The organism is Enterococcus silesiacus, from assembly GCF_001886225.1.
In the GTDB taxonomy this organism is placed as follows: Bacteria; Bacillota; Bacilli; order Lactobacillales; family Enterococcaceae; genus Enterococcus_L; species Enterococcus_L silesiacus.
Window position 1 is genome coordinate 43,533 of sequence record NZ_JXLC01000013.1, and the last position, 21,154, is coordinate 64,686.

At 35.1% G+C, this 21,154-nt stretch carries 19 protein-coding genes; 16 read left to right on the forward strand and 3 right to left on the reverse strand.

Annotated features, from left to right (window positions below; all coding sequences use genetic code 11):
• From RV15_RS10110 to RV15_RS10140, 7 genes are all read left to right on the forward strand, one after another.
• Positions 1–666: a hypothetical protein gene (locus tag RV15_RS10110; protein ID WP_071877930.1), complete on the forward strand. Its 666-nt coding sequence runs from the start codon at positions 1–3 to the stop codon at positions 664–666.
• A gap of 185 nt (positions 667–851) precedes the next feature.
• On the forward strand, positions 852–1,388 hold the full coding sequence (lepB, locus tag RV15_RS10115; protein ID WP_167364091.1) for a signal peptidase I: 537 nt from the start codon (positions 852–854) through the stop codon (positions 1,386–1,388).
• A 36-nt stretch (positions 1,389–1,424) separates the two neighbouring features.
• A complete protein-coding gene (locus RV15_RS10120) occupies positions 1,425–2,147 on the forward strand; it encodes a hypothetical protein (RefSeq protein WP_071877931.1) in 723 nt (240 codons plus the stop codon).
• Positions 2,148–2,221: 74 nt separating this feature from the next.
• The gene (locus RV15_RS10125; protein WP_071877932.1) at positions 2,222–2,788 is read left to right on the forward strand and encodes a YdeI/OmpD-associated family protein; all 567 of its coding nucleotides are present in this window, start codon (positions 2,222–2,224) and stop codon (positions 2,786–2,788) included.
• Between the two features lie 103 nt (positions 2,789–2,891).
• On the forward strand, positions 2,892–3,470 hold the full coding sequence (locus RV15_RS10130) for a histidine phosphatase family protein (RefSeq protein WP_071877933.1): 579 nt from the start codon (positions 2,892–2,894) through the stop codon (positions 3,468–3,470).
• A gap of 337 nt (positions 3,471–3,807) precedes the next feature.
• Positions 3,808–4,548, forward strand: coding sequence for a helix-turn-helix domain-containing protein (locus RV15_RS10135; RefSeq protein ID WP_071877934.1), 741 nt, complete (start codon positions 3,808–3,810; stop codon positions 4,546–4,548).
• A gap of 119 nt (positions 4,549–4,667) precedes the next feature.
• The gene (locus RV15_RS10140; RefSeq protein WP_071877935.1) at positions 4,668–6,065 is read left to right on the forward strand and encodes a MucBP domain-containing protein; all 1,398 of its coding nucleotides are present in this window, start codon (positions 4,668–4,670) and stop codon (positions 6,063–6,065) included.
• 185 nt (positions 6,066–6,250) lie between these two features.
• Here the strand turns inward: RV15_RS10140 and RV15_RS10145 are convergent, their stop codons facing one another.
• The 3 genes from RV15_RS10145 to RV15_RS10155 all read right to left on the reverse strand — a co-directional run bounded on the left by RV15_RS10145 (position 6,251) and on the right by RV15_RS10155 (position 8,876).
• Positions 6,251–6,646: a YxeA family protein gene (locus tag RV15_RS10145; protein ID WP_071877936.1), complete on the reverse strand. Its 396-nt coding sequence runs from the start codon at positions 6,644–6,646 to the stop codon at positions 6,251–6,253.
• A gap of 215 nt (positions 6,647–6,861) precedes the next feature.
• Complete coding sequence (locus RV15_RS10150) at positions 6,862–7,857, reverse strand: linear amide C-N hydrolase (RefSeq protein ID WP_071877937.1); 996 nt, start codon at positions 7,855–7,857, stop codon at positions 6,862–6,864.
• A 299-nt stretch (positions 7,858–8,156) separates the two neighbouring features.
• A complete protein-coding gene (locus RV15_RS10155) occupies positions 8,157–8,876 on the reverse strand; it encodes an SDR family NAD(P)-dependent oxidoreductase (protein ID WP_071877938.1) in 720 nt (239 codons plus the stop codon).
• Between the two features lie 260 nt (positions 8,877–9,136).
• Between RV15_RS10155 and RV15_RS10160 the strand changes: the two genes are divergently transcribed.
• The 9 genes from RV15_RS10160 (at position 9,137) to RV15_RS10205 (ending at position 21,100) form a co-directional block, all read left to right on the forward strand.
• Entirely contained in the window at positions 9,137–9,817 is a 681-nt protein-coding gene (locus RV15_RS10160) for a replication initiation protein (protein WP_071877939.1), read from the forward strand.
• A gap of 273 nt (positions 9,818–10,090) precedes the next feature.
• Positions 10,091–12,247, forward strand: coding sequence for a leucine-rich repeat domain-containing protein (locus tag RV15_RS10165; RefSeq protein WP_071877940.1), 2,157 nt, complete (start codon positions 10,091–10,093; stop codon positions 12,245–12,247).
• 325 nt (positions 12,248–12,572) lie between these two features.
• Positions 12,573–12,820: ComEA family DNA-binding protein (locus RV15_RS19175; RefSeq protein WP_425429315.1), on the forward strand; the 248-nt coding region annotated here is incomplete at its 3' end.
• A gap of 14 nt (positions 12,821–12,834) precedes the next feature.
• Positions 12,835–14,382, forward strand: coding sequence for a leucine-rich repeat domain-containing protein (locus RV15_RS19180; protein ID WP_425429316.1), 1,548 nt, complete (start codon positions 12,835–12,837; stop codon positions 14,380–14,382).
• 115 nt (positions 14,383–14,497) lie between these two features.
• A complete protein-coding gene (locus tag RV15_RS10185) occupies positions 14,498–15,259 on the forward strand; it encodes a response regulator transcription factor (RefSeq protein WP_071877942.1) in 762 nt (253 codons plus the stop codon).
• Positions 15,260–15,264: 5 nt separating this feature from the next.
• Entirely contained in the window at positions 15,265–16,971 is a 1,707-nt protein-coding gene (locus tag RV15_RS10190) for a cache domain-containing sensor histidine kinase (RefSeq protein ID WP_217265818.1), read from the forward strand.
• A gap of 300 nt (positions 16,972–17,271) precedes the next feature.
• A complete protein-coding gene (locus RV15_RS10195) occupies positions 17,272–19,323 on the forward strand; it encodes a collagen binding domain-containing protein (RefSeq protein WP_083429156.1) in 2,052 nt (683 codons plus the stop codon).
• 197 nt (positions 19,324–19,520) lie between these two features.
• Complete coding sequence (locus tag RV15_RS10200; RefSeq protein WP_083429159.1) at positions 19,521–20,036, forward strand: RNA polymerase sigma factor; 516 nt, start codon at positions 19,521–19,523, stop codon at positions 20,034–20,036.
• A complete protein-coding gene (locus tag RV15_RS10205; RefSeq protein WP_071877944.1) occupies positions 20,033–21,100 on the forward strand; it encodes a DUF4179 domain-containing protein in 1,068 nt (355 codons plus the stop codon). Before RV15_RS10200 ends, RV15_RS10205 begins: the two co-directional genes overlap by 4 nt.
• The last annotated feature ends 54 nt before the right edge of the window (positions 21,101–21,154 follow it).

Consider the following 21,154-nt stretch of genomic DNA (forward strand, 5'->3'; position numbering starts at 1 on the left):
ATGAGTGTATTGGATTGGCTGTTTATTGGGCTATTATCAAGTGGTTTCGTATCCATCCTTGTACTTCTGTTTGTGAGTACGCGCTTGTTCTCTATTAACCGAACGTTAAAAATGTTGAATCGCAAACGACCAAAAACGAAACAAAAAAGACGTGGGCTAAAAAAGAAAAAATATCGACTTCAAAAACAAAAACGCATTTTTCTCAGCTGGCTGTTGTTTCTTGCCATTTTTGGGATCGTAACTATTAGCGGAGCAGTGTATGCACGTTACTATCAATCAACGAATTTAACGGCAGAAGATTCTAATATGATTGTGCAAAGTTATTTTGTCACGGAAGAGGTAAATACAAATTTAAAAGATATCGAAAGCGGTGGCAGCATCGATAAAATCCAACCGAAGTTAAGAGAGGTCAGTTCCTTACTAGTGAGTTATGGGAATCGAAATCTAGCGCAAGGAATGACAGAGGAAGGAACCTCTTTATTGATTCGTTATAAAGCCATGATGAAAGAAATCGGGACGAATATTTACGCCTTAAGTAGTGAGGATTTAACTAATGCTCAACTTAATTCTAATTATCAAAAAGATCTAGAAAAGTTAACACAAAGCCGTAAGAAGGTTTTTGACTATTTTAAAATCAACGAATTAGCTTTAAAACAAAAAAAGTAAGTCAGTTGAGGTGAAATGTGGTGAATAAAAAAAAGACAATTCCCTCTACAAAGAAGCGGCCGAAGAAACGCAAACGATCGACGACCGCTTCTATACATAAGCGTTCTAATGAAAAAAACATAAAGAAAGTCAAGCGTAAAAGACAATCTCAGCAAAAAAGAAAAAAGCGAAGGACTAGGAAAAGAGTGCAACGATTTTTGATAGAGCTAGGTATTACGACAGCTATTAGTCTACTTCTACTTAGTTTCTTTCGATTAGTCATATTCACTGTTCCTAGAGTTGGCGGATACAGTATGACAATGGCTTTGAATGAAGGGGATCGGCTTTTTGTAAATAAGTTAGCCCCTATAAAGAGGTACGACCTGATTTATTTTATTCATCCATTTACCAAAGAAAAAGTGATTCAACGCGTGATTGGTCTTCAAGGGGAGTCATTATACTATCAAAATGATCAACTATTCATCGATGGAGAAATGAAGAATGAACGTTTTTTAGCAACCTCGATTACGCAGGCTGCGAAAGAGGACCACTTATATACCAACGATTTTACACTGTTGGAAAAGACAGGGAAATCTATGGTGCCAAAAGATAGTTATTTTGTGATGGTGGACAATCGAATGTATGAAACAGATAGTCGAGAATTTGGTTTTATACAAGTGAGTGATGTCATCGGGGTCGTAAAATTGAAATGGTTCCCACTCCATCAAATGCAAAAATTTTGATTCACTAAGTAAAATATGAAAAGAGGCACATCTTTTATGAGCAGAAAAACGCGTGTGATGACGCTATTAATCGTATGTTTACTCCCAATATTACTTATTTCTGGGTGTAAGAAAGAGAACGCTTTACCAAAAAAATCTCAAGAACTGTTATGGAGAGCCGAAAGAACCAAGCCGTTTGGTGTTTTCGAATATAGTGATTTATCTAAAGAAGAAGCTGAAACGATTCTAAAAGAAAAATTTTCGGTATCACTATCTGCGTTGACCAAAAAAGCAGAAGCAATCTTAGATGAAGAATTATTGACTGATACAGGAGCAAAAGGTCCCGTAACCTATACGATCGATGCAAAAGAAAATAAATTACAGGTACGCGGATATTATCCATATGAGCAAGCGGATACTATGCAGGCATTCGCTTATATTGATTCAGAATACCTCTACCTTCCAGAAAAAAACCAAGCTAATTTGTTTGACCAAACGATCACACTTTCAAATTATGGAGAATCATCGGCATTTCAAAGTGAAAATGTAGAGTCATTATTAAAACGCTTAGGGAAACTAGTTCAAGTGGAAAATCTGACGATTGCGCTAAGACAGCTTAAAGAGAGTAAACAGGAGGGAGAATCCAAAGAGTTGGAAGTCTCAGATAATGGCGAGGATGCCTACAATAAAAAAAATATCCGTTCTTCTTTGTATGTAGGAATCAATGATCAATCAGAAATCAAAGCAATATATGCACGTATCACAGATTATAGGGAATAGCTTTGCTGAATAGTTAATTTTTCCACCAAATTCATGTATAATACTTTAATCATAGTAAAATAGGAGTTTAACTGATGGAAATAGACAATCTGTTGACCATAACGACCAGACAGGAATTACGCAACTGGCTACAAGCAAACAGCACAACCGAAAAATACTGCTGGATCATCGTCAGTATCAAACCAGAACCTAATAAAATCCAATACCTAGATGCGGTAGAAGAAGCACTTTGCTTCGGTTGGATCGATGGCATCAAAAAGAAAGTCTCTGAAACACAAACGGCTCAAAGACTTTCACCAAGAGCCAAAAAAAGTCCATGGACAGAGCTAAATAAAGAACGTGCTCGCCGAATGGAAAGAGTAGGCTTGATGACCGAACACGGTAGAAACGTTCTGCCTGATATGTCGGAAGCTTCATTTCAAATAGATGAAATCATAGAAAAAAGACTCAAAGAAGATCCAGAAATCTATGAAACTTTTCTAAACTTTCCAGAATTATATCGGCGTATTCGTATTGATACGATTCAAAATTATAAACATCAGCCAGAATTATTTGAGAAGCGTTTGGATAAATTTCTGGAAAATACAAAGGCTAAAAAAATGTATGGTGCTTGGCATGATGAAGGCCGGTTGCTTGAATAAATAGTAAAAAAGCTGAATCGACAATGTTCAGCTTTTTTTGCTTGCCTTGGAGTTCACTTCATGGTTTATGATAAATACAACGAATAGAAATGAGGGCAAGAAGATGACCAAAACATTATATCTGATGAGGCACGGGGAAACACTCTTCAATCAACAGAAAAAAATCCAGGGCTGGTGTGATTCACCACTGACAGAAAAAGGCATCAAACAAGCGCAAATTGCAGGGGATTATTTCAAGGACCGCAACATTATTTTTGATAGCGCATACGCTTCTACTTCTGAACGAGCAAGTGATACCTTAGAGCAAGTAACGGATAAGCCATATCAAAGAGTAAAAGGCTTGAAAGAATGGAATTTTGGTCGGTTTGAATCAGAGAGTGAGTCGTTGAATCCACCATTACCGTATGGGGATTACTTCGCTGGCTATGGTGGAGAAGAAGAATTTCAATTTAGACAGCGCGTATCAGAAGCATTGATGGACATCATGAAAGAAGCTGGAGAAACTGTTTTAGCCGTGTCTCACGGCGCAGCCTGTCGCCAGTTTATGCGAAACTGGGCGCATACCAGTGAAATCGATCAAAAAGACCGATTAGGAAATTGTTGTATTTTGAAATTTGAATTTGAACAGGATACATTTAAATTAATAGAAATCATTAATCACGATTTTTCAAGTTTGGACTAAAAGATGACAGGGGTATTCCAAGAGGAGTAAATTTTTATTTCAGGGCTTGATCAAATAGATGGCCGTCACAAAAATGAGTGTATAAGTTTTTTGTGGAAATAATAGATAAATATGTTCAAAACCTTCGTAGATTCTACAAGTTTTTGAACGTATTTTTTTATTTTAAAAAGGCAATAATCCGTTAGAGTTTTGTTATAATGTTTAAGGACTGATTCCTGAAAAACCCAGTAAATCAACATGACACGAATGGTATCAACACAAAATTTAACAATGACACGAAAAGTGGCTACCCTTTGCTGTAAGTTATCAAGATAATAAAAAAGAAAGAGGTGATACCATGAACATTGGTGACAAAATCAAAGAACAGCGCTTAAAAAAAGAACTGACTCAAGAACAATTAAGTGAGTTATTAAATGTTTCTCGTTCGACAGTGTCCAGTTGGGAAGTTGGCAGAAATTATCCGGACTTAGAAACAATTGTCGCAATTAGCGATCTGTTCGGTATCTCTCTTGATAACTTATTGCGGGAGGATATGGAAATGACAAAAGACTTATCGAAAAAAATGAGATGGAACAACTATTACAAGCGAATATTAGTAGTTATTGGAATTCTTTCTTTGATCTATGTAGGGTTTAATGGCAAGCTGCGAATGGACGAACAGCGCTATTTAAAAAATCTTACTGCGCATTCTTGGAAGCAAGATGACTATAGATATTCGGGAAGCTATGCTTTGGAAGAAGGAGGAGTGTTGTATTCAACCTATGTCATGGAAGTGGGCTTCAATCCTATTCCCTTAACAGAACATAATCCGTGGGTGATCGCAAGAAAAGACAAATTAGTGGTTAAAGTCAAAGAAGGAAACAAACGGAATGTAGTGATTTCAAAAGCGAATGATCCAAAAGTAAAATACGATGCAACTGTTGAAGTAGATGAGACTGGAAACTTAATAAATAGTGATCCGAGTTGGTCTGACGAAAAAGAGCAGTCATTAAAAGCGTATCTGAAAAAATATCAAAAGGAATATGTAGAATTGCTGAGAGAGACTGCAAGTAAAAGAAAAGAAATTATTAACGAATGAATCTATTTAGGAAGTGTTCAAGATAAGTCATATTCTGGAAAAAACTGAATTGTCAACACCAGTTTAGTGTGGTAAAGTCAATGTTCACCAAATGTGATTTTAGAAGGAGAATAGTAGAAATGATACAAAAAAAATGGACGAGCATTGCAGCAGTCGTAATAATGCTTATCTTAATGACTTTTACTCACGCTGATCAAGTAGCAGCTTTTGAATTACCTCAGTCCAATTCTTTAGCAAAAGCTGGTAGAGTTAGTATGCCAGGCGAGCTAGTAGTGAATTATCAGCTGCTTCAAGAAGATAGCCAACCAGTCGACCCGCATACGCCATTGAAAATAGGCGAGACTTATCTGGTCTCTATGAGATATCAACTAAAAGAATACGACAATAATCAAGAGATTTATGATCATAATATCATTTTTTCATTTAACGAAGGCTTGGATTATCTGGCGGACTCATTTTACATAGGTTCCAACGATTTGCCTGCAACTCACCTTAGTGATGAAATTCTTGCCAGCATCATGACTGATTTTCCAAATGAAATGGATCTTCCTTTTACCGGGGTACTGTCAGGCAGTATGGAAGTATATTACTATTTCAAAGTAAAAGTAGGTAATATTACTGGGAATGTTGATCTGCCAGGCTTGTTCACTGGTGAGACCTCAGATGGTACTGGTGGCATCCAGCCACTTTCACCAATTACATTATCTCTAGCAGAGACCAATTTTTTTATAGCCCCTGATCTTCAGATGCTGCTAACGGTTAGTAATCCAGAAGCTCAAGTAGGAGATATTTTGACGTATAGCTTAACCGCAGAAAACAGTGGAGGCAAAGTTGGGGCAAGTGTTCTTAAAAACAGTTTGCCTGCAGGTGTTGAGTATCTTCCAAATACAACAAAAATCAATGAGACTCTAGTGGATGATAGTGCTTGGGACGGGCCAGAGTTTGCCTATTCATTTACTGACATACCCGGAAATGAAAAGGTAACGTTGAGTTATCAAGTAAAAGTAACTGGGGAAAATCAACCGTCAATCGCTCAAAATATGTCGCTAGAAGGCGTGACTAGTCTAGCTCAACAACCTTTTACAGTAGCGTCTAACAGTGTGACAACAACGATAATTCATGTTCCTGTACTATCGAGTGTTACGGCTTATTTCAAAGATGAAGAGGGCAAGACCTTAAAGCCAAGCATTACTTTAACAGGAGAATCAGGAACTAAATATGAAATAGATAAAGAAATCACTGGTTATCAGTTAAAAGAAGTTATTGGGGACGACAAAGGAATTTTTACAGATCTACCTAAAGAAGTCACTTATCTTTATGAAAAAATAGAAACAGCGCCAATTGAGCAGGAAACAAATAATACACATGAAGAACAACCACAAAAAAAAGAACAAAAAAATGCACAATTACCTAAAACGGGAGAACTAGAACCAAATCAAGTACTCCTATTTACTGGAATGATTAGTCTATTTCTATTTAGTTTACTTTTTGATTTGCGAATGAAAAGAAGCAAATAATAGCGTAACGAGCGAGGTTGGGTCACACTTATGAAGGCAACAGCTCTCATGGGTGTGTGACCCAACCTTTACACGTTATATTTAAGGATGAAAAACTAGAGATTAAGCTCTAGTGGGGAAGATAGTTGCCATAAATCAAAATCAGACTGCTCCAAAATGTGATGAAACCAACTTTAGAAAACGCGTTATTGTAACAAGCTATTTTTAATACCATCAGGCAATTCATTTTCAGATACTTGTACTGGCTCATCTAAAACACGTTTTTTTGAAGCGGTCACTTTGATAAAAGAGTTTGGTATAAGTGGTTGAGGCTCTAAGTCAGTGATTGATAATTTAAGCGATCGCTTCTCGCCTTTTTTTGTCACACCATTTAATGAATAATCATAAGAATAAAGCTGTTTGTCTTGAGAATTTTTGACTAATTCACCAGAATCATCCTTTGTTTCTATTTTTGTGGGGACTGTTTCTGGAACCAAGGCATACGTTTCTATGCCAACATAAGTGCTTTGATAATAGTCAAAACCTTTGTAAAAAAGTAGACCAAGGATCACTAGTGCGAGTATGCTTACTATTTTTTTCATATTAATCAGACCTTTCTATGGCTATTATAGATGAAAGTAAACTAGGAGTAACGAACAAGGAGCTAACAATTTTGTTAGATAAGTAACACAAAATTGTGTGTATTCCTCATACTCAGCGTTCACACCTAAGTGAGTATAGGCGCGAACAAAAATAGGGAAAGAGACAACAAACCTGCCTAGGTTTGTTGTCTCTTTCCCTATTTTTCAATAAGTACTTATTTTCTATTTCGATACAGGATGTCCTCGGCATCGCCATTAGACCAAATTTTGCCAGAAGTCGCATCAAAATCTTCATTATCTAATTGAATACAGCGAATCCGTTGATTATTGTATGTTTTATAGTAATAATTCAGCGTGCTATTTACCATAACAGAAGTATATTGCGTATAGTCATACGCTTGTGTTGTTTTTACAACACCTTTAGGAATATCAACATTGGCAAGCACATGGAACAAAGAAGTGATACCATCTAGCTCAGATTGGATGTCTTGTAAGCAATTTTTCAAGAACACGGCTCTGACAAATCTTGATGGCGGCGTAAAATCACCAGGTAGGCCAAATGCGCCAGCGCCTTCACCAAACGGTTTCATCACCATATCTTTTAAATGTACTTCTGTTTTTTGATCTGGCTGTAAGCCAATATAATTTCTTAAATTTGTAGTATGCCACTTATAGTCGGGACTATTGGTCATGACCCCAATCGAATTTTCATAAATGTGTAAAGTTTGTTCCGTGTACTCGACGACAATACTTTTACCAGTAGTATCAGTAATGACCCAGTGAAGAGGTAAGACGATGCCTAAAAAGTCTAGAGCCGTATTGTCAACTTGAGCATTTTCCATTGTCCGAGTGGCATCTTCAATGGTAGAACAAGTGGAGAGTAAAAACGGGACAACATCGTGAGGAGCTAAGGAATATTTTTTATTGCTATCCTGACTGTTATAATCCGCATATCCAGAAAAATAAAGAGCAGCACAAGAGAGTCCTTTTTCATTTAAGCCATCGGCAAAAACAAATTCTCCATTATCCATTTGTCGAGCCATCCCAACAAAGGCATAGTCATTTTTACGGTCATCATTTTTATCATTTGCAAAGAAAAGTTTCTTTCTTGGAATAAAAGTTGGCTCAGCATCTAAAATAACCGCAAAATCCATTGTTCTAGCTAATAAAACTGTTTGATCTTTCGTTGTCATCGTAACGCTTGTACACATCGACTATCGCTCCCTCTTTTTTATGAAATAGAAATTGTATCTAAAAATTAAGATTATAGAATAATATAAGCTAAAGTGGACTTTCTAAAAGTTTAACGTAGATTAATTTTATAATCAAATAAATACCGTCTTCTTTTTCATAAAACGATTTTAAAATAGTATTTTATGAAATTTCGGTTTTTTTGATGCAATAAACCTTAAAGATGGATAGAAGATGAATAGAAGCGAAAAACAAACAATCGATACAAGTTATTTTATTTTTTTGATTGAGTCTAATATTTTTAACTAATAGATAAAAGCTACGCTTTTTTGATCCGCACATCGAAATTTTCTCTAAGCACATCTTCTTTAAAAATTTCTGCTGCTACATCTTTAGCAGTAATTCTCATTTCTTTTGTTAATTCAAAACCACCTGGTAAGTCTTCACGGTTCGCTTCTTTTTTCTCATCAGTAATCAAAGGAGGGTTATCTAACGGGAAATAACCAACAAAAATATCCTTCTCTTTTAACTCTTGGTTTAAGTGCATCATCAGCATTTTCAACGCTGCCTGAGCGGTGCCCATGATCCCAGTGTAGGGATAAGCAATTCGATCAGATTGGCCACTTGAGATCAACACAGAGCCGTGAGTTTTTTCTAAATAGGGTAAAGCATGTTGAACAGAGCTTAAGACTGACGTTACTCTTAATTGTAAAAATAAAGATAATAATGATTCGGGCGCCTCAGTCATTGGCATGTATGATTTGCCTAAGGGACCAGGAACGTTATAGAAATAAGTAGTTAAACCGCCAAGTTGTTCAACTAGACGATCAATGGCTTGATTTAATTTTTCTGTATTGCTTGCATCAGCCGTTTCATAGTAGACAGTAATGTTATCTTGCTCAAGCTCGGATTTTAGATCGACTAAAATAGGTTCTGAAATATTGATCAATCCTACCTTATATCCTTCAGTACCAAATTTTTTAGCTGTTTCATAACCAACTCCTGGACCTGCACCTACGATAATAATTGATTTACTCATAAAAAACATCCTTCCGTTGTATAGTTAAATTACATCCAAAGAATAGCATCACTTTCACCTGTTGTCTGCGTAAATAAGTTTATAAAAAAATGATTGAGGTCAGAAAAACCATGAAAATACAGGCTTTTTTCGCTATTTTGACTTGAGAAAAATAGTTGGTTTTTGCTAGCTAATCAGTACCTTTTTGTATTTAAGTTTGCTTTATGCAATGAAACTGACTATAATAGCCTTCAAATGAGCAAGGGAAAGTAGGCTTTGAAATGAATGACTACGTAAAGTATAAAAACGAGCTGAATACAGTTTCGCTGGGTACTTTTAATGCCAGTGAATTTAATTTATTTTTTTCTATATTAAGCAAAACAAAAGAAGAACAGCACGAGCAAATTTACGTAAAATGGGAGGATTTAAAAAGCTTGGCTCACTATACCTCAACGTCTAATACTAGATTTTTGAAGGATTTAAATAGTATGTATCAAAAATTGATTAATTCTAACTATATTCATCTGTATACAGACAATGATCAAGTAGGTGTAGAAAGCTTTACGATTTTTGAAGATTTTAGACTTCTTGAAAAAGAGAAGGCAATTGAAGCTCGCTTTAATCCCAAGTTCACCTGTCTTTTGAATCAAGTGAATTCGAATGCTACGTGTTTTTCTTTAGAAGAATTTATTTTGTTGAAAAAGAAGTATGCCAAGAATCTTTATCGGTTGTTAAAGCAGGCTGAAAAAAAAGGTTACTGGAAGGTATCGGTTGAAAACCTGTCTTTTTTACTTGGGATGCCTAAACATTATCGAGTTGGGCAAATTGATCAAAAGATCTTAAAGCCAGCGATTGAGGAATTAGGTGCGTACTTTACACATTTGGAAGTTGAAAAGAAGTATAGTGAAACGCAAGGAAACAAGGTCTTAGAGTATCTATTTAAATTTGAAAAGCTTATATAAATAAAATAAAGAGAATTTATATGAAAGAAGTCGCTAAAATCTTAGTTGGCTTCTTTTTTGTATATAGAAATACAAGGGAAACCTAATCAAAATCTATATTTTTACAATATAACTCTATATAATAACGGGTTTGTATAATATAAACTAAACTTATGGTTAAAAATTTAATCATGAAATGGACAGATAATAGTTTAGTTGATAGTGGTAATAGAAAAATCAAACGATGCCAATCAAAAAATTATTATTGGAAGAGAAAAAAGGAGGAAACACAAAGTGCAGAAGAAAAAAGAATTAAAATGGTTGATTTCTATGATGCTGATGTTTGCATTAACTGTTGGTGGCTTATCACATACGGAAGTTGCTAGCGCACAAGAGAGCGTTGAAGCAACTGCGCAAGTCGAGCAAGTGGATATTAATAGTGCAAGTATAGGAGAGCTACAGAAGCTTTCTGGAATTGGAGCGGTTCTCGCACAGAGGATTATTGATACGAGACCGTTTACGTCAATTGATGAATTAACTAAAGTTAAGGGAATCGGTGCAGGTACGTTAAACAAGATTAAAGATCAAGGGTTGGCTTATGTAGATGCCGATCCTGTGCTAGGGACTATTGCTGAGGTATTCCCGGATCCGCACTTTTCTTCTGAAGTAGCTTACGCTTTAGGAAAAGAAATTACTGCAAGCACTACGAAAAAAGAATTAAACAATTTGGAGTTAGAGCGTTTCTTTTTAAAAGCTGTTACTAACCTTGAAGGTTTACAACATTTGACTAGTCTTAAAACGATAGAAATCACTGCACAGGAAATTACTGATTGGTCTGATTTTTCTAAAATCACTTCTTTGAACAATATTGAAAGTTTGTATCTCAATATTTACAACTTACAGAGTGTTGCTAGTATTGAGAATTTAACCAATCTAAAAGAATTAAGAATAATCGCTAGAGATAATATAAAGGACTTTGAAAAAATATATCAGCTGCAGAATTTAGAATATTTTGATTATTCTGGTAGCTATAAGTATGGAGATACTCTTGATTTTGAAGGAATCAACAATCTAACTAAATTAAAAAAAATTAGAATGAATGGGATTGAAGTCAATGACTTACAGCCAATATATAAACTTCCTAATTTAGAAATACTAGATATAAATACGATATGGAAAAAAGGGAGGGCGCCATTAGATTTTGCAGGGATTGACCAATTACAAAACCTGAAAGAACTGACAATTATTAAGCCTTCTAATGTTTCTGATATTAGTTCTCTTGGAAAGTTGAAATCTGTAGAAAAATTAGCTTTAGCTTTATTTATGAATTCTAATTTAACAGGTTATTCAGAGATCGGTAAGATGGGGCAATTGAAAACTCTTAGCTTATCTGATAATTATATGGCTGATATAAATTGGTTATCCTCAATTAATCAGATTGAAGATCTTAGTATTTCTGAAAATAACTTAACGGATATTTCTGGATTATCAAATTTAAAACAGTTAAAAAACCTTCGTTTGGAAGGATCAGGGCTGACAAATATTTCTTCATTATCTAAATTAGAACAATTAACAGAGCTATCATTAATTAGGACCAAAGTTGTGAATGCTGATCCATTATCACATTTAAGCCAACTAAAAAAACTCACTCTTTATGGTAACCAAATTTCAGATATATCAGCATTAGGAAACTTAACCAGTCTTGAATATTTGAATATGACAAGTAGTGTTAACAAAGATTATTCAGTTCTTAGTAAATTAACTCAATTGAAAAGCTTAAGCTTACAATCTAGCAAGGTAAAAAATATTAATTTTTTGACACTGTTAACAAATTTGGATGAACTGAACTTAGTTGATAATCAGATAGAGGATATTTCACCATTGAGGACCTTAACAAACTTAAGAAAGCTAGAGCTTTCAAGAAATAAAATAGTTAAACTCGATGAGTTGAAAACTTTGGAAAACTTAGAAAGCCTCACTCTTTATAACAATAAAGTGGCGGATATCTCAGCCTTGTCAGCCCTGATAAATTTAAAGGATCTATCACTTGGTCAAAATGAACTGACGGATATCTCAGCTTTGTCAGTTTTGCTAAATCTGGAAAGCCTAATACTTGATAATAATCAAATTACGGATATTTCCGCCTTGTCTTCCCTAAGGGAGCTAAATTATTTAGGTATAGAATCAAACCAGATTGCGGATGTCTCGGCATTAAAATCTTTGACTAAATTAGAAAGATTGCGTTTAGCTTCGAACCAAATCATAGATATCTCAGCATTGGATTCATTAATAAATATTCACGAACTGAATTTGAAATCGAATCAAATTGTAAAGATAGAAGCTCTATCAAACTTGAAAAAGCTATCGCATTTATATTTACAAAATAATCCAATCATTGATTATTCACCGTTGGATAAATTGCCGTTTCTTCATAAAAACGGTTTGCCATAAATTTGAAGCTATCAAGCTAGGTTACTAATAATGAGACAAGCAAACTATTAGTGACCTAGAGTGAAGTTGAAAAAGAGAATATACGCAAATAGAGAAGAAAAAAAGAATTAAGATTATTAATTTCTATAATAGGGTGCTATTAGTATTATCGAATGATGAAATTCAAGATATCTTGGATTGTTCTCTATTGACTGGTTTGAATTGTCAAATTATTAAATAAATTACGATGATTAATTTAGAGAAAAAGCATGTTCACTATTGAACGGGGAGGAAACACAAAGTGATACAGAAAAAAGAACTAAAAGTATTGATTTCCATTATGATGATGTTTGTATTATCGGTTGGTGGATTATTAGGTACAGAGATTGCTAGCGCACAAGAGAGCGTTGAAGCAACTGCGCAAGTCGAGCAAGTGGATATCAATAGCGCAAGTATAGGAGAGCTGCAGAAGCTTTCTGGAATCGGAGCAGTTCTCGCACAGAGGATTATTGATACGAGACCTTTTGCGTCAATTGATGAATTAACTAAAATTAAGGGAATTGGTGCAGGTACGTTAAACAAGATTAAAGATCANCAATAGCGCAAGTATAGGAGAGCTGCAGAAGCTTTCTGGAATCGGAGCAGTTCTCGCACAGAGGATTATTGATACGAGACCTTTTGCGTCAATTGATGAATTAACTAAAATTAAGGGAATTGGTGCAGGTACGTTAAACAAGATTAAAGATCAAGGTTTAGCTTATGTGGATGCCGATCCTGTGTTAGGGACTATTGCTGAGGTATTCCCGGATCCTAACTTGGCAGCTGATGTAGCAAACTCTTTTGGTGGGGATGTGTCTACAACAATCAGAGAAAGTGAACTAGATCTTGGGCTTATATGGTTAACCGATGTGAATAATCTTGAAGGCATCCAGCATATGAAAAAACTTCGCTATTTAACGATTTCTAGAGGGAACATAGAAGATTTCAGTCCAGTAGCAACGTTAACCAATCTTGTGCAAATTGATATAAAGCATCATACAGGATCAGCCTACATTAACTTAAATGGGATCGAAAATTTAACTAATTTAAAATCACTCACAATAAGTAACCTAAACGATGCAGCTGGCTTTGAACAAATAGCTAATCTGCCTAGCTTAGAAAGACTGTTTATATCTGGAAGTACTGAGAGCTCCTATGTGTTTGATTTTACTAGTTTTAGTAAAGGAAAGTTACCTAAATTGAATAAGTTAGGGCTATCTTATGTTGAAGTTAAATCGTTAATACCAATATATAATGTCAGTAATTTGAAGTCCTTGCAATTGAGTGGAGCTAGGAATGAGGGGGATCAACCTTTAAGCTTTGAAGGAATCAGTCAGCTTACTAATTTGACTAATTTAGACATTTCTAGTCCAAGAAATAAAGCAGGTGATGTTTATGATTTAGGACCTATTGGGGGATTAAAATCTTTAGAGAGATTAAGATTAAGCTCTTTTTATGCAACAGGTGCAAAGGTTATCGGCTATTCAGAATTATCTAAGCTGAAAACGTTGAAAGAACTTAATATACATTCTAATTACTTTGTCAATACTGAATGGATTTCATCTCTTGAACAATTAGAGAATCTATCTATTTCACAAAATATGATTAAAGATATCTCACCATTAGTAAGTTTGAAAGCTCTAAAGAAACTTGAGTTAAGCACGAACGATATTGTAGATATCTCACCTTTATCAAACTTAGTACAGTTGGAAGAACTTTGGCTAGGAGGCAATTATATTGAAGACTATTCTTCGCTTTCATCGTTAGTTAATTTAAAGAAGATGTCTGTAGGATCTAAAAAATTGACCAATGTCGATTGGATAGCCCCTCTTGAGCAATTAGAGTTTCTTCAACTTAATCAGAGCAATATTACGGATATAAAGGCTTTTTCAAATCTAAAAGCGATGAAACACCTTAATCTATCTGGTAATAAAGTTACAGATGTTTCACCATTGTCAGGTTTAGAGCAGCTTGAATTTCTTAGTCTATGGAATAATCCAGTGGAAAATATTACGCCACTTGCATCCTTGACTAATTTAAAAGACCTAAATCTTATAGGAACTAAAGTAACTGATTTTTCGCCATTAGATGGTTTAAACTGTACTATTTCCAAATAAAAAAACAATAATTTCTAATTATTCCTAAAAGTAATAAAAAATATAATAAAAAAACTTCTTTATTTGTTATAGTAAATAAAGGAGTTTTTTCTATTGAAAGAAAGAAGGGGAGAACATGTATAAAATTTTGGTTGTAGAGGATGAACCGCTAGTCCGAAAAGGAATCGTGACGTTGATTGATTTTAAAAGATTGGAAATTGATCAAATTTTTGAAGCAGGAGATGGCAAAAAAGCTCTTGAAATTGTCGCTAAAGAAAGCCCGCACATTATTTTAACAGATATTAATTTACCCTATTTAGATGGTCTAACCTTTGCTAAAAAGGTCAAGTTACTTTTACCGAAAACAGTGATTATATTTTTAACAGGGTATGATTATTTTGAATATGCTGTGTCTGCTCTAAAATTAGGGGCGGACGATTATATTTTAAAGCCGGTAACAAAACAAGACGTTGAAGAATTGTTGACTCAAGCAATTAATAAGTTAAAGTCAGATCTGTTGTGTCAGCAACTTAATGATGTGAGTATAGCTAGAGCGGGGGATCAGAAAGAAGGGACTTTAGCGGATACATTAAAACAAACGATTGAAGAGCAATTAAGTAATCCTTTATTATCCTTAACATGGCTGGCACATAAGTTAGGCTATAATTCTAGTTATTTAAGCAGTGTGATAAAAAAAACACTAGGCACGACATTTCAGGATTATGTCAGTAAAAAGCGAATCGAACAAGCAAAAGTATTGTTGTTAGCAACGACATTAAAAAATTATGAAATTGCTGGAAAAGTTGGTTTTGAAGATGTTAATTATTTTTCGTTACGTTTCAAACAAGTGACGGGCTTATCACCAAGACAATATAAAAAAGAGGCAGTACAGCAATGAAGATATTGAATAAGTTAAAATTGCATTCACTTTCTATGCAAATAAGCAATTATTTTTTCTTAACGATGCTTATTTTATTAGTTTATTATGGCCTTTCAACGACCTATAATACTTCCGCAATCATGTTGTCTAAGGCGCAAAAGGATACAATTAATATACTTGAACGTAGCAGTGACTATGTCAATGATTACATCAAGCGTTTGAAGCAGACAGCAACGGCAATTACGATTAGCTCTGATATACAACGATTTATAGACACAGACAGTCCAGAAAATCGTGCTCAAGCGTTAAATATGCTGACTAATATGCTAGGGACAGATGATTCGTTTATGTCAGCTATGTTACTTACTAAAGATGGACGTTTCGTTTCCAATGAAGAGGCTGAAGAGGTGTTAAAATCAAAAAATATACTAGCAGAAAAATGGAAGCAACAGGAAATTAAGATGGACGGCGTGACGACCCTAACTTCTATCAGAAAACAAACAGTAGCTGGTCGTAAAGAAGGTTGGATAATCTCTCTTACCAAAGAAATTGTCGCTGATGATGGCCAAAAAAAAGGCGTGATTCGACTGGATATTGATTCCAAAGAGATAGAAAATTATTTAAGTCATTTAAATATAGGAAAAAAAGGCTATGTATTTATAATCGATCCTCAGGAAGAGCTTGTTTATTACCCGAAGCTACCTACCCTCTCAGATCAAGACGCTCAAAAACAAATTCAACTTGATAGTAAACGGAAAAATGGATACGACGCAAAGGCGCAACAATTTATTTATCATCAATCTATAGTTGAAGCTAATTGGCAGTTAGTGGGAATCGCATCTTTGGAAGAATTAGCGATGATTTCCAGTAATATGTGGTGGAAGATGCTGCTAGTTGCCGGGGTGATGTTTTTCGTCGTTTTTATAGGAAGTTTATTCGTTATTAGAGGACTGACTAAACCGATTAGAACCCTTGAATATTCAATGAAGCATGTAGTATCAGGTCTATCCGATGCTACAGTTATAGAATCTGGCTCTGACGAGGTTCGTAGTTTAGCTCGCAGTTTTAATGTTATGTTGACGCAGATGGAGCAGTTAGTATCTGAGGTAAAAGCCAAAGAACAGGCGATCCACAATTATGAGATCCAGACACTGGCTAGCCAAATCAATCCCCATTTCCTATATAATACGTTAGATACGATTATTTGGATGGCAGAATTTAATGATAGCCAAAAAGTAGTCGACACGACCAAATCGTTGGCTAATTTTTTTAGATTATCACTTAATCAAGGCAATGAAATGATTCGACTGAAGAATGAAATAGAACATGTTCGGCAATATCTATTTATTCAGAAACAGCGTTATGGCGAGCAATTAACCTATGAAATAATCGAAGACCCGCAGTTATTTGACTATCAGTTGCCAAAACTTGTGATCCAACCGATTGTTGAAAATGCAATTTACCATGGAATTAAAGAAATTGATAGGCAAGGATTGATTACTATTCGTACAAGAGCGGATGATACTAGTCTTTACATCGAAGTTTGTGACAATGGTAAGGGGTATCAGTTAGCTGAAAAGCAGAAGCATATTTGTACTAGATTAGGAGGGATCGGACTGAGCAATATCGATGAGCGACTTCACTTACAGTATGGTTCTGATTACCAAATGAAGATCAGTACTAAAGTAGATCAGTATACGCGCGTTGTTTTAAAGTTACCACGCTACTAGAAATTGACACATTTAAGGAAAACAGTCACTGGAATTTGTTGTGTCCCCTTAAGTTAGACCAAAAATCTAACTCAAGGGGTTTTTACTATGGAAAAATATGAGATTGGCTTTAAATATCAAGTAGTTCAAGCATACCTTTCTAACGAGCTGAATACTTTATTATAAAATAATGTGCAAGAATGTATATGCTTTGACACAGCTTCATTTTTTGTTTAACATCAAAAAAGTTGCTTTTCATAACAGCAACAAAGAATACATATTGGTCTATATCAATCAAAAGAAAGGGACGATGTATAAAAGATGTTAAAAAAATTATCATGGTGTGTTGTACTGTTTGTAGGTTTTTTAGGAGTAGTTGGCTTTAGTCAACAGTCATTGGCAGCAGAATTAAGTAGCGGAGGATTTGTTGATACAATACATTTTGATAAAACAGAGTTGTCAGATGGTGAACTGACCTCGATTCGAGTAACATTCAGTGAAAAATCTGATACAAAGTTAAAAGCGGGAGACACCTTGACTTTAACTTTACCAAAAGAGCTTGAAGGTCTTGCAGACTCTGACAGTACCCCACGTGAAATTGATTTAAATGGATTAGGAATAGTCCGTGTTTATAAAAATAAAGTAATTGCTACATTTAACGAAAAAGTGAATCAGCTCGATCGTGTCCGAGGTGAGTTTACTTTTGGCGTCCGTGTAAAAAATGTCGCAGAAAACACAGTGAAGGAAATACCAGCAAATCTTGGCACGTCAATCACTGTACCAAATATTGTAGTCAAAGGACACACAGGCGGTGGCGTGGAGGGTGAGAAACCTTTCTTCTATAAAACAGGAGACCTCCTAGGGAAATCCGGTCAAATTCGTTGGTTCTTAAATGCAAATTTGAATAAAAGTGAACTAGGTAATGATATCGTGTTGACCGATACATCAGGTGGCGGTCAAGTGCTGAATAAAGATAGTTTTATCTTTACTATTGATAATTATTTAGGTCGATCAACGTTAAGCTTGGCAGAATTTGAAAAGCAACGATATGGTACAGTGACATTTGGAGCGGATAATACTTTTGTGGTTCGTCTTTATCGTGAAAAAGCACGTTTGGCTTCATTTTCAATCATGTACACGGCAACGATAACCGAAGCTGGGAAAAAACAACCTAACTTTACCAACGATTGTAAAATTGATTACCAACTGTATTATGAAAAAGCGACAAATGAAATTGCAACGCATAAAGTGAAGAATATCTTTTTAGATGGCAATGCCACAGGCGATGAGAGTCAACGAATAAAAGAACCTGTTGAACAAGAAGAAATCGTCGAAGATGAATCAGGTCAGCTAGAAGAAATTACACCGCTTGATCCTGAACAACCAAAAGAAACTAACGAAGAAGAATTAAATAAACCCAAAGAAGAGCAACCAGAAATTCGCATTGGTGAACAAACTGAGCTCGTCGAAGACGAATCGAATGAATTAGTAGAGATTCAACCGATCGAGGAAGAACAGGCGAAAGAAAGCCAAGAAGATGAATTAAACAAAGCAAAAGAAGAGCAACCAGAAATTCGCATTGGTGAACAAACTGAGCTCATCGAAGACGAATCGAATGAATTAGTAGAGATTCAACCAATCGAGGAAGAACAGGCGAAAGAAAGCCAAGAAGATGAATTAAACAAAGCAAAAGAAGAGCAACCAGAAATTCGCATTGGTGAACAAACGGAGCTCATCGAAGACGAATCAAATGACTTAGTAGAGATTCAACCAATAGAGGAAGAACAGGCGAAAGAAAGCCAAGAAGATGAATTAAACAAAGCAAAAGAAGAGCAACCAGAAATTCGCATTGGTGAACAAACTGAGCTCATCGAAGACGAATCGAATGAATTAGTAGAGATTCAACCAATCGAGGAAGAACAGGCGAAAGAAAGCCAAGAAAATGAATTAAACAAAGCAAAAGAAGAGCAACCAGAAATCCATGTTGATGAACAAATCGAAACCATCGACGACGAATCCACTAAGCTAGAAAAGATCAAACCAATTGAACCAGAGGTCGTTGAAGTAACAGAAGTTCCACTGCTAGAACCTGCTATTTCTGGCAAAGAGGTAGAAATTCATCAAGATAAGCCTATAAAAGAAGAAATCAAAACAAATGGTCATGCACAAGGTGAATTGATCCCCGTCAAAGAAGCAACAAAAGAACCACAAACAAAAAAAGTTCTTTTAAATACTTCAAAACGAAATTCTGCAAACTCAAAGGAACAGTTGCCTAAAGCAGGAAGTAAAGATAGTTATGTGATTATAGTTGCTGGCCTGGCAGTAATCGCTTTGGCTTTAATAGGAGTATTTGTACTAAAGCAAAAAAAATAGTTGAATTAGAGAAATAGGAAAAGGATAAAGTAAGTAGGACGGACTACTTACCTATCCTTTTTTTCGTGCGCATAAAAAATAAAACTATCTATAAGAATGTTGCCGATTTATAATTTTGATGCAACCATTTACCTTTTTCTAGACTCTAATAAATAGAAGGGTTAAAAGAAGTGTTGGAGATGAAGGGAGTATTTTACTTGGCAAACGATGTATTTTTAGTTAAAAAGGCTCAAAAAGGGGATCAAGAAGCCTTTATTCAATTAGTTAAAGAGTATGAACCGGTACTTTACAATATGGCTAGACGTTTTTTGAAAAATGAACAAGATATAGCAGATGTACTGCAAGAAACAGTGATCACTGCTTATCAAAAACTGAATCAACTTAAAAATCCGAAATATTTTAATACTTGGATTTGTCGAATAATGATCAATCAATGTAAGAAGTTAATGAGCTTGGAGCCTTCTTTTGATATAGAGGATTATCCGTTTTTAGTTGATAATCAAGAGACAGAGCATTTAGCGATGAATGACTTACTGGCTGGACTCAAACCAATTTATCGGATCCCTCTTGTATTGTATTATTACAATGGTTTTTCAGTAAAGGAAATCAGTGAGATTTTAACTGAACCTACTGGAACGATCAAATCTCGTTTAGCACGAGGGCGAGTATTGTTGCAAAAAGAATATATTGGATCTGAAGGAGGATTAGTATGATGAAAGATTTTGAAGAAGAGTTGAACAAGACAATGCAAGAAACTCAAGCGCTCTCTCCAGAAGCTCGTCAAGCATTTGATACAGCATATAAAAAAATCTCTCAAGAAACGAAGCGAGTGCATCCTAAAAAGAAAAAAATTCTGCCATTCGTTGTACTTGCAGCGATCCTATTACTAGGATTTTCTTTAGTCTTTACACCGATTGGTAAAGCCGTGACCAATTTCTTGCATCTTGGGCAGTTCACCTCTAAGACTCTTCGAGATAAAGGTTTTGTCACACAACAGAGTACAAAAGCAATAAATGAAGATATTGAAATCAAGTTAAATGAAGTCTATGCAGATCAAAATGAAATAGGCCTGCATTTTATGATCGAAGTTCCGAAAAAGTCAAAATTCACTGATAAAACACTCGATAATTATGGGATAAACTTTGCACTTAAAAATGGTGATGGCCGTTATCTGGTTGATTTAAAAAGTGGCTTGTCAGAATCACATGAAAATTTGAATCTATTTAATTCAATTGTATCTGATTCTCATTTTGATCACAGTACAAATCAGCTAGAATTAACTTATCGACTTCGTGCAAGTGACGGAAATGTACCAGCATTGGAAAATGCAGTAATTGTCATTAATCGTTTAACTGCTATGTATTCTATGAATGATAGTTCAGGAGTTCATGAAGGAAAAGAAGGTAAAATATTTGAAGAGCTTCAAGGTATGTGGGAATTACCGATTGATACGTCAAAAAGCAAATCATTTGATGCGCTTGATTTTGCTCCGACTGATCCTTTATGGTCCGAAATAGCGTCGGGTCTAGTGTATCCAAATTCTTTTGTGCTGACAACAAGTGATAAGAGGTTTAATGAATTAGTCGATATAGATGATATCTGGCTGCAAGCTACGATCAATGGTCAAGAAGAGCGTTATTTACTAAGAGAACTTAGCGCTGATGAAAAAGATGGAAAACAGTATTATCAGGTGATTTTTGATTACCCAGGATATGATCAAGCAGATTTGTTGCTGATTCATTATGGGAATACTGAAGTTGAATTTAAGCGTCAGTAAAAGTGTATAAAAAGAAAAAGTCAATGGTATGAGCACTGACTTTAAAGTGAAATT

Coding starts and splice junctions, on each gene's coding strand:
- RV15_RS10140 (WP_071877935.1), top strand. CDS start 4,668: ATGATACAAAAAAAATGGACGAGCATTGCAGCAGTCGTAATAATGCTT.
- RV15_RS10145 (WP_071877936.1), bottom strand. CDS start 6,646: ATGAAAAAAATAGTAAGCATACTCGCACTAGTGATCCTTGGTCTACTT.
- RV15_RS10125 (WP_071877932.1), top strand. CDS start 2,222: ATGGAAATAGACAATCTGTTGACCATAACGACCAGACAGGAATTACGC.
- RV15_RS10110 (WP_071877930.1), top strand. CDS start 1: ATGAGTGTATTGGATTGGCTGTTTATTGGGCTATTATCAAGTGGTTTC.
- RV15_RS10150 (WP_071877937.1), bottom strand. CDS start 7,857: ATGTGTACAAGCGTTACGATGACAACGAAAGATCAAACAGTTTTATTA.
- RV15_RS10130 (WP_071877933.1), top strand. CDS start 2,892: ATGACCAAAACATTATATCTGATGAGGCACGGGGAAACACTCTTCAAT.
- RV15_RS10135 (WP_071877934.1), top strand. CDS start 3,808: ATGAACATTGGTGACAAAATCAAAGAACAGCGCTTAAAAAAAGAACTG.
- RV15_RS10120 (WP_071877931.1), top strand. CDS start 1,425: ATGAGCAGAAAAACGCGTGTGATGACGCTATTAATCGTATGTTTACTC.
- RV15_RS10205 (WP_071877944.1), top strand. CDS start 20,033: ATGATGAAAGATTTTGAAGAAGAGTTGAACAAGACAATGCAAGAAACT.
- RV15_RS10195 (WP_083429156.1), top strand. CDS start 17,272: ATGTTAAAAAAATTATCATGGTGTGTTGTACTGTTTGTAGGTTTTTTA.
- RV15_RS10155 (WP_071877938.1), bottom strand. CDS start 8,876: ATGAGTAAATCAATTATTATCGTAGGTGCAGGTCCAGGAGTTGGTTAT.
- RV15_RS10160 (WP_071877939.1), top strand. CDS start 9,137: ATGAATGACTACGTAAAGTATAAAAACGAGCTGAATACAGTTTCGCTG.
- RV15_RS10185 (WP_071877942.1), top strand. CDS start 14,498: ATGTATAAAATTTTGGTTGTAGAGGATGAACCGCTAGTCCGAAAAGGA.